The 13,172-nt window shown below is 68.8% G+C and carries 12 protein-coding genes; 5 read left to right on the forward strand and 7 right to left on the reverse strand.

Features of this window, described 5'->3' with window-relative positions; genetic code table 11:
- The first annotated feature begins 118 nt into the window (after window positions 1-118).
- Together ACSYDW_RS06205 and ACSYDW_RS06210 are read left to right on the forward strand one after the other, a co-directional pair.
- Window positions 119-1,465, forward strand: coding sequence for a DUF1254 domain-containing protein (locus tag ACSYDW_RS06205; RefSeq protein WP_438337838.1), 1,347 nt, complete (start codon window positions 119-121; stop codon window positions 1,463-1,465).
- A gap of 1 nt (window position 1,466) precedes the next feature.
- Window positions 1,467-2,579: an ATP-binding protein gene (locus tag ACSYDW_RS06210; protein WP_438337839.1), complete on the forward strand. Its 1,113-nt coding sequence runs from the start codon at window positions 1,467-1,469 to the stop codon at window positions 2,577-2,579.
- 36 nt (window positions 2,580-2,615) lie between these two features.
- Here ACSYDW_RS06210 and ACSYDW_RS06215 read toward each other — a convergent pair whose 3' ends face one another.
- Complete coding sequence (locus tag ACSYDW_RS06215; protein WP_438337840.1) at window positions 2,616-5,231, reverse strand: LuxR C-terminal-related transcriptional regulator; 2,616 nt, start codon at window positions 5,229-5,231, stop codon at window positions 2,616-2,618.
- Between the two features lie 103 nt (window positions 5,232-5,334).
- Complete coding sequence (locus tag ACSYDW_RS06220) at window positions 5,335-6,288, reverse strand: formylglycine-generating enzyme family protein (protein ID WP_438337841.1); 954 nt, start codon at window positions 6,286-6,288, stop codon at window positions 5,335-5,337.
- A gap of 217 nt (window positions 6,289-6,505) precedes the next feature.
- Between ACSYDW_RS06220 and ACSYDW_RS06225 the strand changes: the two genes are divergently transcribed.
- Complete coding sequence (locus ACSYDW_RS06225; RefSeq protein ID WP_438337842.1) at window positions 6,506-7,687, forward strand: FAD-dependent oxidoreductase; 1,182 nt, start codon at window positions 6,506-6,508, stop codon at window positions 7,685-7,687.
- Here the strand turns inward: ACSYDW_RS06225 and ACSYDW_RS06230 are convergent.
- The 5 genes from ACSYDW_RS06230 to ACSYDW_RS06250 all read right to left on the reverse strand — a co-directional run bounded on the left by ACSYDW_RS06230 (window position 7,684) and on the right by ACSYDW_RS06250 (window position 11,604).
- Entirely contained in the window at window positions 7,684-8,481 is a 798-nt protein-coding gene (locus ACSYDW_RS06230; RefSeq protein ID WP_438337843.1) for an IclR family transcriptional regulator domain-containing protein, read from the reverse strand. The genes ACSYDW_RS06225 and ACSYDW_RS06230 overlap by 4 nt on opposite strands.
- Before the next feature lie 107 nt (window positions 8,482-8,588).
- Window positions 8,589-9,281: a CoA-transferase gene (locus tag ACSYDW_RS06235; RefSeq protein ID WP_438337844.1), complete on the reverse strand. Its 693-nt coding sequence runs from the start codon at window positions 9,279-9,281 to the stop codon at window positions 8,589-8,591.
- A complete protein-coding gene (locus ACSYDW_RS06240) occupies window positions 9,281-9,952 on the reverse strand; it encodes a 3-oxoacid CoA-transferase subunit A (RefSeq protein WP_438337845.1) in 672 nt (223 codons plus the stop codon). The genes ACSYDW_RS06235 and ACSYDW_RS06240 overlap by 1 nt, the downstream gene beginning before the upstream one ends.
- A gap of 85 nt (window positions 9,953-10,037) precedes the next feature.
- A complete protein-coding gene (locus tag ACSYDW_RS06245) occupies window positions 10,038-11,249 on the reverse strand; it encodes a thiolase family protein (protein WP_438337846.1) in 1,212 nt (403 codons plus the stop codon).
- Between the two features lie 88 nt (window positions 11,250-11,337).
- On the reverse strand, window positions 11,338-11,604 hold the full coding sequence (locus tag ACSYDW_RS06250; protein WP_438337847.1) for a hypothetical protein: 267 nt from the start codon (window positions 11,602-11,604) through the stop codon (window positions 11,338-11,340).
- 26 nt (window positions 11,605-11,630) lie between these two features.
- Here ACSYDW_RS06250 and ACSYDW_RS06255 point away from each other — a divergent pair, with 26 nt between their 5' ends.
- Both ACSYDW_RS06255 and ACSYDW_RS06260 read left to right on the forward strand, forming a co-directional pair.
- Complete coding sequence (locus tag ACSYDW_RS06255) at window positions 11,631-12,185, forward strand: CGNR zinc finger domain-containing protein (RefSeq protein WP_438337848.1); 555 nt, start codon at window positions 11,631-11,633, stop codon at window positions 12,183-12,185.
- Between the two features lie 47 nt (window positions 12,186-12,232).
- Complete coding sequence (locus tag ACSYDW_RS06260) at window positions 12,233-12,982, forward strand: IclR family transcriptional regulator (RefSeq protein ID WP_438337849.1); 750 nt, start codon at window positions 12,233-12,235, stop codon at window positions 12,980-12,982.
- Window positions 12,983-13,172 lie beyond the last annotated feature (190 nt).

The following is a 13,172-nucleotide window of genomic DNA, read 5'->3' on the forward strand; positions in this document are numbered from 1 at the left end:
CCACCTGCACCAATGCGGGGCGAACCATGGAGTACCCGGCGTTCTTGTGGAATCGTCGCTTGTGGACGCCCCCGCCGGGGGTCCTGCCGGCGCTCCCACATGAAATGAGGCTCCCTCCGTGAACCCAGAACCTTCCGCCCTGGCGGATGCGGCATTTGCCTACGGCATCCCCCTGACCTTCAACCTCGACCAGGTGCAGCGCTACGTCGAGCACGGCATCGGCGCGAACCCCGCGGCAGCCTTCAACACCTTCAGCCATGCGCGCACGCTGGCCGGCCCGGCCGACACCTTCGTGTCGATCAACAACGACACCCTGTACTCGATGGCCCAGCTGGACCTGGGCGTCGGCCCGGTGCTGCTCGAAGTCCCGGACACCGGCGGGCGCTACTATGTCCTGCAGTTCGTCGACGCATGGACCAACAACTTTGCCTACGTGGGGCACCGCGCCACGGGCACGGCGGCGGGCAGTTTCCTCATTGTTCCCCCCGGATGGGGCGGCGAGGTCCCGGAGGGCACCACGCTCATCACCGCGCCCACGCTTGTCGTCTCGATAGTGGGCCGCTGGGCCTGCAGCGGCCCGGAGGACCTGCCGGCCGTCCATGCGCTGCAGGACGCCACCTACCTGGCCCAGCTCGACGCCGCGGCGGTTCCCCGCGGCCTGCCGGCGATCGATTCCGGCATCGCCCCCGAACTGCAGTTCCTGGAAAAGCTGCGCCTCTACTCCCGGGCCTACCCGCCGGCGGCACGGGACCTGCCCGCCCTCGAGGCACTGGCCCCGCTGGGTCTCAGGGACGCGGGCGCCGGACGGTACGGCTCGATGGATCCGGAGCAGGCCCGGTCCCTGGGTGCCGCGATCGCCGCGGCGCAGGAAAAGCTCGTGAGGTTCCTGCGCGAGGGCGAGGTGCCGATGTCCAACGGCTGGCAGCTGCCGTTCCACGCATTCGACTACAACCAGGACTTCTTCGAGGTCGGGACGCTCAACGAACCCGCCTACACCGGCATGGAACCCACCGAACGCTACGTGCGCCGGGCCGCCGCGGCCCTGGGCGGCCTGTGGGGAAACCACGCCTACGAGGCCGCCTACGCCCCGGTCTACGTGGATTCCGAGGGCCGGCAACTCAACGGCGCGAACGACTACGTGCTGCGACTCTCCCCCGTCCCGCCGGTGAAGGCGTTCTGGTCGCTGACCATGTACTCGGTCCCCGATTTCCACCTTGTCGAGAACGAAATCGGCAGGTTCTCGCTGGGAGACAGGACCCCGGGGCTGGTGTACGAGGCCGACGGGTCGCTGAACATCTACCTGGGAGCCACGCCCCCGGCCGATCCGCACCGGGCCGCGAACTGGCTGCCGGCGCCCCGTGGCGATTTCCGCCCGATGATGCGCATGTACGAACCCGGCCCCGAGGTCATCGACGGCAGCTACGAGATCCCCGCCATCGTGCGCCTTGAAGGAAAGCGAGCCTGAGGTGACCTACCTGTCCATCGGTTCCCGGGTCGATGCCCCGGGCGGGAGCGTCGAGTTGCTGGCTTCCAAGTTCAACCGCCACACCTTCTGGTGCGGGCAAAGCGGGTCCGGCAAGACCTACGCGCTGGGCGTGCTGCTGGAACAGTTGCTGCTGCACACCGAGCTGCCGCTGCTGGTGCTTGACCCGAACGCCGACTTCGTCCACCTCAACGAACCGCGCCCGGAGGCGGACCCGGCCGAGGGCACCGGGATCGGCGGAACGGACATGCGCATCCTGCACTCCGGGCCCGGGTCGGACAACCGCGTGCGCACCCGGTTCACCGACCTCTCGGTGGCCTCCAAGGCCGCGGTGCTGCAACTGGATCCGGTGCGTGACGCCGGGGAATTCAACGTGCTGCTGAACTTCGACACGGGCGCCGACGGCGGGACCTTCGACGGCAGCACCTTCGACGGCGCCAACTACATCGCCTCGCTGCGTTCCTCGGGGAACCCGGGGCAGGCACAGTTGGCCACCCGGATCGAGAACCTGCAGGTGCTCGACTGGGACCTCTGGTCCCGCGGCGGCGAATCGGTCACGGACATCATCGACGGCAGGCCGCGTGCCACGGTCATGGAGCTGGGCGGGTTCAACGACCCGGCCGAGCCGAAGGTCGCGGCCCTGGCGGTGCTCGAGCACCTGTGGGCCACCCGCGCCGAACGCCGCCCGGTGTTGATAGTGATCGACGAGGCGCACAACCTGTGCTCCCCGAACCCTGCAACCCCGGTGGAGCGGGCCCTGACCGAGCAGCTCATCCAGATCGCGGCCGAGGGCCGGAAGTTCGGGCTGTGGCTTTTCCTCTCGACCCAGCGCCCCGGAAAGATCCACCCCAACGTGCTCTCGCAATGCGACAACCTGGGGCTCATGCGCATCAACTCGCCGCGCGAACTCGAGGAACTTGCCGGCGTCTTCGGCTATGTGCCCCGGGAACTTGTCAACCGTTCCAAGGACTTCGTGCAGGGCCAGGGGTTGTTCGCCGGCGGGTTCATCGAGCAGGCCACGCTGGCGCAGATGCGCAACCGGGTAACCCTCGAGGGCGGCTCCGACGTCAAGGTCCCGCTCCGCGGCGGAAGCTGAGGCCCCCGCCGGGCCGCCGGTGGCCGGCGCCGTTGCTCAGGGCCTGAACTTGATGGCCTCGCGGCGGGTGCCGACCCCCAGCTTGCGGTAGATCGAGCGCTGGTGGGTCCGCACGGTGTTCACCGAGACGAACAGCGCCGCGGCGATCTCCTCGGCCGTCATGGTGGTGCGCAGGTAGCCGAAGATCTCCAGTTCGCGGGAGGTCAGCCGGGAGCCGAGGATCGAGTGCCGGGAGACGCCCTCGTCGGCGTGGGCGATCCGCGCCGCCAGGAACCCCTCGTGCGCCGTGCCCCACGCCGCGTGCTCTGTCAGCAACCCGGCAAGGCCCTCGTCGGTTCCGGCGAACGGCCTGCCTATCGATTGCGGGACTGCCACGTCAAGGGCCTTTTCCAGGCGGCGGTGCGCTTCCTCGCGGTCCCCGCTCTCGCGCAGGATGACGGCGGAGGTCACCAGGGCGCTGGCTGCCACGTAGGAGACCATGGCCGGCTGTTCAATGCCGGCGAGCATCGCCATGGCCTCGGTGTGCTTCCCGGCCAGCCGGTGGAGCTCGGCGCTGTGGACAAGGACCACCGGGATGTTCAGGTGCGCGTGGATCCCGGCCAGCAGGGCCAGCCCGGCCGCTTCGTCCCCCGCCGCGACGCGCAGGCTCGCCGCGGCCAGCGTTCCGTAGATGTCCCAGGGCACCCCGTGCACCGTGCACCGGCCGATGCCGTCCAGGTGCGTCTCCGCCTCACTGATCTCGAGCGCGTTCCCGGTGGCCGCGGCGCACAGGGCCAGGTACACGCGGGCCAGCGCGGTATAGGAATTCCGGTGCCCACCGCGCCGGGCCAGTTCCTGGAAAGAGCGTTTGGCTTCGGGGATCCGGTCCTGCCAGTAGTCCGTGTAGCCGCGCGCGAAGATCTCGATCCCGCCGTCGTAGTGGGTCCACTCGGTGCCCGGTTCCTGCGGCAGGGCATCGCCGGAGGAGTCCATCAACGTCCGGGCCGCCGTCAGGTTTCCGCCGAAGGCCAGCGCAAAGACGAGGTTTGCCCGGACCCGGGAAGCCAGGGTCTTCAGCCCGGCGTTCTCCGAGTCGCGCAGGGCCGTGCGCAGCTGCCTGACGGCCTCCGCGGGATTGCGCCGCAGGCGCAGCTCCGTCCAACCAACGTAGAACTGCCGGTAGGCGTGCGAGACGGAATCAACGTGTTCCTCCCGCATGGCAGTCTGCGCGGCGTCGGATGCCGCGGCAAGTTCCTGCTGGTCGTGCGACAGAAACAGTTCGGCGAAGGCCCATGTCCCCGCCGGTGCGCGTTTGCCCGGATCCGCTTCCCGGTCGGCAGTGCGCGCCCGCTCCAGCAGCAGCGCGGAACCCTGGGTGTCGCCCATCGCGTCGAGGCAGCAGGCGCGCACCAGAAGCACCTCGGGGCAGGGACCCATTTCGGTGTCCAGGCGCAGGCACAGCGCATGCAGCGCCGCCGCCCCGGATTCGATAACGATCCTCAGCCAGGCGCCCCGCAGGATGCCCATCGCCAACTCGCGCTCCCCACCGGCCATGGCGTGCTTGATCGCCTCCAGTGGGTAGCTTTCGGCAAGTGCCGCGGCCGCCGCGCGGTTCAGGGTGCGCGCACGCGCGGCGTCGGTCCGGCCCAGCAGGATGCGGCATTGCTTGGCGAAACGGTGTTGCCACCGGTAAACGGTGGTGGCGTCCTCCCGTACGTAGCGGTCAACGAAGATGCCCTGTCGCGCGCATTCCTCAAGCAATGCGGCGCTGTCCCGGTTCCCGGTCAGGGCCATGGCCAGGTTGCTGTCGAGGTGTTGGCAGGTGGTCGCGGCAAGGATGAAATCTGCAAGTTCGGGCCGCAGCCGGCCCAACACAGAGGATTCCACATACTCGGTCAGCACCTCGCCGGCCTCGGCATTCGCCAGGCTCCCGTGGCCGGATCCCATCCGCGTCACTTGGACGGCGACCGGCCATCCTCCGGTGTCGGCGTGGATCTTCTCGGATGCTTCGTACTCGGCAGCGGTTGGTTTCCGCCCCTCGGCCATTTCGGCTGCGATGTCTTCGGCAGTGAGTGCGAGCTCCGCGGGACCCAGGCGCCCGGCAATGCCCGCTGCAAGGAATCGGTTGAACCAGGTTGCCAGGTCAACGGCGCCGGAGAGCACGAAACGCAGCATCCCGCCGCAGTGCTCGGCAAGGATGCCCAACGGCCCTTCGGCCAATCCCTGCCCGCCGTGGTGCGCGTCGTCAATGACCACCACCAACGGTTCCGTCAGTGACATGGCCATCACGGCGATCCGTTCGACAGTGGCCTCGGTTCCGGCCGGGTCGGGACGAAGCGCTCCGATGGCCATCGAGTCGCGGACATCGGTGTCCGGGGCGATCCTGTGAAGGGCGCTGATCAGCCCATGGAGCAGTTGCTCGTCGCCGGCCCCGCTGGCAGGGGTCAGCGTCAGCCACGCCTTGGGCGAGGCACCATGCTGCGCCCACGCGGCAAGCGCCGAGGTCTTTGCGTACCCGGATGGCGCTGCCACGAGGGTGACGGGATGGCGGGACGACAAATCGTCGAGCAACGCCTCAATCCGCGCTCGCCTCGGCATCATGGCACTGGTGCGCGGCGCCGAGACCAGGAACCAGGGTTGTGGGGCCCAGTCCGTGATGGGGGATGCGTCCATGAGGCAGAGCCTACAAGGAAAAAGCCGGTTGAGTGGGAGCTACCCAGCAAACACTCCGACTTTCTCCAGAATATGTACTTTTACCCGGTCCCGGGCCGCCACGTCAGCAGAGGTCCCGAACGCAGCGAAACCCTATGTGGTTCGTGGCGGAGTCCTCCGCCTGGGCCCAGCGCGCCGCGGGCCGGTAGCGCAGGCAATACTCCGGGGCGGAAAGGTGCGATCCGCCCTTGAGGACACGCCGGGGAACACCGCTTCCGGCGTTGTCTTCCGCCCCCAGGCCGCCGTGGACACCTCCGGGTTCGACTCCCCGCGACCATTCGACACCCGCTGCCAGCGCATGCGATTCGGTGTAGTGGTCGCCGGTCCACTCCCACACGTTTCCGATGCAGTCCTCAAGGCCGAACCCGTTCGGCGGAAACGCCCCCACCGGGGAGGTGCCGACCCAACCCCCGGCCCCCGAGTTCAGGTAGGGAAACCGCCCGTGCCAGGTGTTGGCCATCGCCACCCCCGCGGGGTCCCGGTCCCTGCCCCAGGCATAGGGATTCGGCGCAAGCCCACCGCCTGCCGCGAATTCGTGTTCCGCCTCGGTGGGAAGCCGGGCACCGAGCCACCGCGCGTAGGCGAGCGCGTCCCCGTGGGCGATCTGCACCACCGGGTGGTTCTCCTTGCCGGTCAGATCGCTGTCGGGACCGAGCGGATGCCGCCATTGCGCACCGGGGACCCATGCCCACCAGGCGCGCCAGTCACGGAGGTCCACGGGGCCTCCGGTTGGCACGAAGACCAACGACCCGGGACCACGTTCCTCTGCAGGCAGGTGCGCAAAGGCAGCCTCGTCGAGCCCACGCTCGGCGAGTGTCACGTAGCCGGTTTCCCCGACAAAGACGCCATACTGGGCGTTCGTCACCGGCCCGCGCATCATATCGAACGGCGCGAGCGTTCGCTGGTGCACCGGGGCTTCGTCAGGGTAGAAGTCGTAGGAGCCCATTGAAAAACGCCCTCCCGGCAGGCGCACCCACAATTGTTCGGGTGACGCGCCCCGGATCCCGTTGCTGGTCATCGTTCCACTCCTACGTTGCGGCCGCTGCATTCGAGCCTGCCTTGTCACACGCCTGGACGGATCATCACCAACTGATGAATTGCGCCCCGAAAGTCCACGGCGAGACCCGCAACCACCGCAGGTCCGAAGGGCCCGTAATACGAAGCGTCACACGCCGCCCGTGCCCGGAGGGCCCCGGATAGACTCGTCGGAAACGCGGTGAAGGGGCAAACGGATCATGGTTGCACGGATGGATACGGTCGTCGTCGGCGGCGGGGCGATGGGTTCGGCGGCAGCCTGGGCGCTGGCGGGGCGAGGTCGCGAGGTCATGCTGCTGGAGCAGTTCGAACCCGGGCACGCACTCGGTGCCTCCCATGGCACCACGCGCAACCTGAACCTCGGCTATGCGGAGCCCACCTACGTGGCGATGCTGGCCGAGGCGCTGGAGCTGTGGGCGCTGCTGGGCGAACAGAGCGGCACCGAGCAGGTGGCCCGCACCGGAACCGTCAACCACGGCGACCCCGCGGCCCAGACCCGTACGCTGCGCGCACTGGCTGCGGTGGGCATCCGCGCGGAGGAGGTTTCCGCGGCGGAGGCTTCCGAGCGCTGGCGCGGCATCAGGTTCGATGGCCCGGCACTGCACCTGCCCGACGGCGGGCAGCTGAACCCCGAGCTGGCGCTGCCGGGCTTCCAGCAGGTGGCGCACGGGGCCGGGGCGGAGATCAGGCACGGCGTCCGGCTGGTGGAGCTCCAGGTCCGCGGCGACGACGAGGTCCGGTTGGTGCTTGAATCCGCGGCGGGGACCGAGACCGTCGACGCGCGGCGCGTTGTCGTCACGGCAGGCGCATGGACGACAAATCTACTAGGAGATTTCATATCCATGCCGTCGCTGACCGTCACACAGGAGCAGCCGCTGCACTTCGCCCCGGCGGATCCCGGCGCCGTGTGGCCCGGCTTCAACCACACGCTGGTTCCCGGCTCCCCGGGATTCGAGAACGCCTACTCCCCCGTCTACGGAATGCTCACCCCGGGCGAGGGCATCAAGGCCGGCTGGCACGGAACCGGCGCCGTTACCGACCCCGACCGGCGAAGCTTCGCCTCCGAGCCGGCCCAACGCCGCGCGCTGCAGGACTACGCGCGCACCTGGCTGCCGGGTGTGGACGCCGATTCCTTCACGGAAATCAGCTGCACCTACACCAACACCGAGGACGAGGACTTCATCCTGGACCGCGTGGGCCCGGTGGTCTTCGGCGCCGGTTTCTCCGGGCATGGCTTCAAGTTCACGCCGGTGGTCGGGCGGATCCTCGCCGACCTCGTCGACGGCAGCCGGCCGGCACCGGCACGGTTCGCGGCCGCGCGGAAGATCACCGGCACCCCGTTCTCCGACCGGCGCGCGCGACTGCCGCTGGGCAGCGCCTAACGGCTCGCGGCCAGCGCTTCCTGCACCTGGGCGGCGGCGCGCAGGAGCGCCGGAAGCACTTCCCGTGCGGCTTCCTCGGCACCGACCGGGGCCTGCTGGCGCACGCCCATGGACACATTCATGGCCGCGGCGATGCTGCCGTCCGCGTTGAACACCGGCACCGCGACCGAGCGCAGGCCGATCTCCAGTTCCTGGTCGACTATCGCATGGCCCAGCGCGCGGACCTTTTCCAGCTCCGCGCGCAGGTCCGCCACGTTGTCGATGCCCAGGCCGGTGGCCGGGTGCACCCCGTCGGCCAGCAGGGCATCAAGCACCCCGGGCGCCTGGTAGGCCAGCAACACCCGCCCCATGGACGTGTTCGCGGCCGGGAAGCGGGTGCCCACCGAGATGCCCACGCGCATGATCGAGCGGGTGTGGACGCGGGCAATGTAGAGGATGTCTCGCCCGTCCAGGACCGACGCGGAAGCCGACTCGTGCACTTCCGTGGAGAGGTCCTCGAGCACCGGTTCCATCAACTGGGGCAGCGTGGCGCTGGAAAGGTACGAGTACCCCAGCTGCAGGACCTTGCTGGTGAGCTCGAAGAACTTGCCGTCGCCGCGCACGTAGCCGAGCTCCTGCAGGGTGAGCAGGAAGCGGCGGGCCGTGGCGCGCGAGAGCCCGGTGCGCTTGGCGACCTCGGAGAGCGTCATGGAGGGGTGCTCGGCGTCGAACGAGGTGATCACCTCGAGCCCGCGGGCCAGGGACTGGACCGAGGTGGAGCCGCCGGCGGCTGTGGTTCCTGCATCCTGGCTCATCGCGTGCGGCTCCCCTGTATGTGTCGTGTTGGCTTGGCCCGCGGACGGCTCCGTGGTGCGGGCGGGCGGCGGGCCGGGTGTCCCGCGGCTGCCGCACCCCATCAAATCTACCGCCGGATGCCGCGAACGAGGTCAACCGGCAGGCGGGCTGCCAGCTCCTCGAAGGGGATCCCGTGGGCGGAACGCACGAACACCGTACCGTCGGCGAGTTCGAAGACCGCCGACTCGGTGTAGATGCGCGAGACGCAGCCCAGGCCGGTGACCGGGTAGCTGAGCTCCCCGACCAGCTTCGACGCGCCGTCCCGGGTGAACAGCGACATCATGACCCAGGTGGCCTTGGCGCCGATGGCCAGGTCCATGGCCCCGCCCACGGCCGGGATGGCCCCGGGTGCCCCGGTGTGCCAGTTGGCCAGGTCGCCGGATCCCGAGACCTGGAACGCGCCGAGCACGCAGACATCAAGGTGGCCGCCGCGCATCATCGCGAAGGAATCGGCATGGTGGAAGTAGCTGGCGCCGGGCAGCTCGGTGACGGGGATCTTTCCGGCATTGATCAGGTCTCCGTCGACCTCGTCCCCCGAGGCCACCGGGCCCATGCCCAGCATGCCGTTCTCGGTATGCAGGGTGACGTCCTGCCCGGCATCCAGGAAGTTGGAGACGTTCGTCGGCTGCCCGATGCCCAGGTTCACGAAAGCGCCGACCGGGATGTCGGCGGCGACCATCGCGGCAAGTTCGTCGCGGGTCAGTGGCGCGGCCGTCGTGGTGAATGCCGTGGCGGTGAAGGTGGTGGTTTCGGTGTCCATCAGTTGTTGCCTCCGAGTGCGACGAGGGTGTTGACGTAGATGCCGGGGGTCACCACGACCTCCGGGTCGATGCCGCCGGCGGGAACGACGTCGTCGACCTGGACGATTGCCTGCCGGGCGGCGGCGGCCATGATGGGGCCGAAGTTGCGGGCGGTCTTGCGGTATTCAAGGTTGCCGCGGGTGTCGGCGCGCAGCGCCTTGATGAGCGCGAAGTCGGCGTGGAGGGGGGGTTCGAGCACGTAGCCGCGCCCGTCGATCACGCGGGTTTCCTTGCCCCGGGCCAGCTCGGTCCCGTACCCGGTGGGCGTGAAGAACCCGCCGATGCCGGCACCGGCGGCACGGATGCGTTCGGCCAAGTTGCCCTGCGGGACCAGCTCGAGCTCGATCTCCCCGGCGCGGTAGGCCGTATCGAAGTGCCAGGAATCGGACTGGCGAGGGAAGGAGCAGATGACCTTCTTGACGCGGCGTTCCTTGATCAGCAGGGCAAGCCCGGCGTCCGCTTGGCCGGCGTTGTTGTTCACGACCGTGAGGTCCGTGGCGCCGTGGGCCAGCAGCGCGTCGATGAGCTCCATCGGCTGGCCGGCGTTGCCGAACCCGCCGATCAGGACTGTCGCGCCGTCGTGGATGTTCTCCACAGCCTCGGCGGCGGTGGCGGCAATGCGTGGTGCCATAATGGGTGCTCTCCTAAGTTTTCTGAAGTCTCGTCCTGTGCTCCCTCGGGGGTTCAAATCCCCCATGCCTCTTATGGCTTGCAGGTCAGTGGGTGGCGTTCGGGTTTTCCAGCACGACGGCCAGGCCCTGGCCGACGCCGATGCAGATCGCCGCGACGCCCCAACGCTGGTTGCCTTCCTGCAGCCGGCGGGCCAGTGTGCCCAGGATGCGCAGCCCGGAGGCCCCCAGCGGGTGGCCGATGGCGATGGCACCGCCCCAGGCGTTGACGATGGCCGGGTCGATGTCCCAGGCGCGGATGCAGGCCAGTGATTGTGCGGCGAAGGCCTCGTTGAGCTCCACCGCCGCAACGTCGGACCAGCCAATTCCGGCCTTGGCCAGCGCCTTGTTTGCGGCGTCCACCGGGGCGAAGCCGAAGAACTGTGGGTCCAGGGCCGATGCGGCCCGGCCCGCGATGCGCGCAATCGGCGCAGCACCCAGCAGCTCGCCCCCTCGCTCGGAACCGATGAAGGCCGCCGAGGCACCGTCGGACATCGGCGAGGCGTTGCCTGCCGTCACGGTTCCGGTGGCCGCGTCGCGGAAGACGGTGCGCAAGCCGGCCAGCGTTCCGGCCGTGGAATCGGGGCGGATTGTCTCGTCCCTGGCGGTCTCGGCGCCGCGCTTGCCGGACGGCGGCACGGCGACCACGAGGTCGTTGTACTTGTCATTGTCCCAAGCCTCCGCCGCCAGGCGGTGCGACAACGCGGCGAACCGGTCCTGGTCCTCGCGGTTGATCCCGTATTTCTCGCGCAGCTGTTCGGTGGCTTCGCCCAGGGACACCGTCCACTGCGCAGGCATTGCGGGGTTGACCAGGCGCCACCCCAGTGTGGTGTTCGCCAGCTCCAGGTTGGCCATCGGGAAGGGACGGTCGGTCTTGGGCAGCACCCACGGGGCGCGGCTCATGGATTCGACTCCGCCGACAAGCACCAGGTCCGCGTCCCGCACGTTGACCTGGCGGGCGGCGGCGATGGCGGCATCCAGCGAGGAGCCGCACAGGCGGTTCATGGTGGTGCCGGGGAGCGAGGTCGGCAGGCCGGCCAGCAGGGTGGCCATGCGGGCGACGTTGCGGTTTTCCTCGCCGGCACCGTTGGCGTTGCCGAAGATCGATTCGTCGATGGTGGCCGGGTCCAGCTCCGGGGCGCGGGCCACGAGTTCGCGGACCACGTGGGCCGCAAGGTCGTCGGGGCGATGCGCGGAGAGGCTTCCGCCGATCTTGCCGAAGGGCGTGCGGATCGCGTCGTAGAGGTACGCCTGCTGCATGGTGTGGGGTCCGACTTCCTGATCAAAAGTGTTCGCATCGTGAACTTGCGTTCACTGAATGAACTTTATCAGCAGGAGCGAAGGGGATTCAAGGGTTTCCCGGGAGGCCGCCCTCGACGGCCCGGACTCCCCCGGGCACGCCCCGCCGGCTCGGGAGCGCGATGCTCGCGGCACTCGGCACGATGTCCCGCACGCCCTGCAGGTCGATGCGGCGGGCCCCGCATTCCCTGGCGCAGCGCACGTAGAGCACTCGCCCCTCGGAAGTGTTGTGCGCGGATTCGAGCACCCAGGCGTGCTCATGGAGGGCCTGTTCCGCGGCGGGCTGGACGGTGTTTCCGGTGGTTGTATGCATCATGCGACCCACTCTGCTGTAATGGCCTTATGCATCTCAACCCTTACGGAGAGTACGCGGTGCTGCTCGCGGCATCGCTGGCCAACGACATGCCCGCGGACCGCGACGGCATCGAGGAACGGGCGCGCGACTTCGGGATGACCATGGACTTCGTCCCCGCCCCCGATGACCATGAACTGGTCCGCCTCGTGCTCGAGGACTGGCTGCGCGTCGTCGACGCCACGGACCCGCAGGAGCGCGCGGCCCTCCTGAACCAACAGATGGCCGCTGCCGCGGCCTACCCCCGTCTGGTCGACCACGACGACGAGGGATGGCACCTGCACTACCGCGACACAAACCAAAGCTTGTCGCACGTTTTCCGCGCCATCTTCAGCGTCGGCACCGCCCTGCACCTGACCACCCGGGGCATGCACCGGCTGGGCCGCTGCGCGGCCGGAGAGGAACCCGGCGATCCCTGCAGGGCCGTCGTCGTCGACGTCACCCGCAACGGCCGGCAACGCTATTGCTCGGTGCGTTGCGCCAACCGCGCAGCCGTCCGGCGGCACCGCTCACGAACCGGTCGGGACGGCATCCCCAGGCGCTGAACCCCCGCATTCCCCGACCGCATTTTCGCTTGCCCTACAGTGGATCCATGGCCAATTCCCCCAGCGGGGACTCGATGCTTGACCGCCTGGTGCGGATCCTCGACTCCTTCGACGCCCGCAACCCGACCCTGTCGGTGGGCGACCTCGCGCACCGTGCGGATGTCCCGCAGGCCACCGCCTACCGACTCGTCGATGACCTCGTGGCCCACGGCCTGCTGGCCCGCGACGCCGACCGGCAGGTGCGGCTGGGCGTGCGGTTGTGGGAACTGGCGAACCGCAGCGCGGCAACTCTGGACCTGCGCCGGGCGGCACTGCCCTTCATGGAGGATGTGAACCAACTGGTGGGCCACAACACCCAGCTGGCGTTGCTGCACGAGGATGAGGTCCTGGTCATCGAGCGGCTTTCCCGTCCCGGCGCCGTGGTCAACCAGGCCAACGTGGCGGGCCGCATGCCGGTGCACCGCACCTCCATGGGCATGGCCCTGCTGGCGTTCTCCCCCGCACCGGTGCTCGAGGGCTTCCTCGAGCGGCATGCCGCGACAATGAACGCCACCCACCCGCAGCTGCGCCACGAATTGGCCGAGATCCGCCGGCATGGCTATGCGACGTTCGACGGATTCATCGACACGGAATCGACGGGCGCGGCCGTTCCGATCCTCGATTCCCGCGGCCACGCGATCGCGGTGTTGTCCGTGGTGGTTCCTCGCGGTTCGGAAATCCTGCCTGCGGCGGTCATGGCGCTGCGCACAGCGGCCCGCGGCATCGCACGCGCGCTGGGCCAGGGCACGGGCAACTAATTCGCGGGGCACAGCCCGCCGCACCACAACCAATAGAGACCATGTACCGGCGCAACGACCTGGTGGAGCTTTCGAAACCGCACTTTCGAGGTTCAGGCATTCGTCAACTTACATAGGCCGGCATCTTGACCACAAAGGAAAAACGCCCATGAAGTGGGCAAATGTCCGGATCGTACATTCAACTCTTGTG

This window comes from Paeniglutamicibacter selenitireducens, from assembly GCF_051550675.1.
In the GTDB taxonomy this organism is placed as follows: Bacteria; Actinomycetota; Actinomycetes; order Actinomycetales; family Micrococcaceae; genus Paeniglutamicibacter.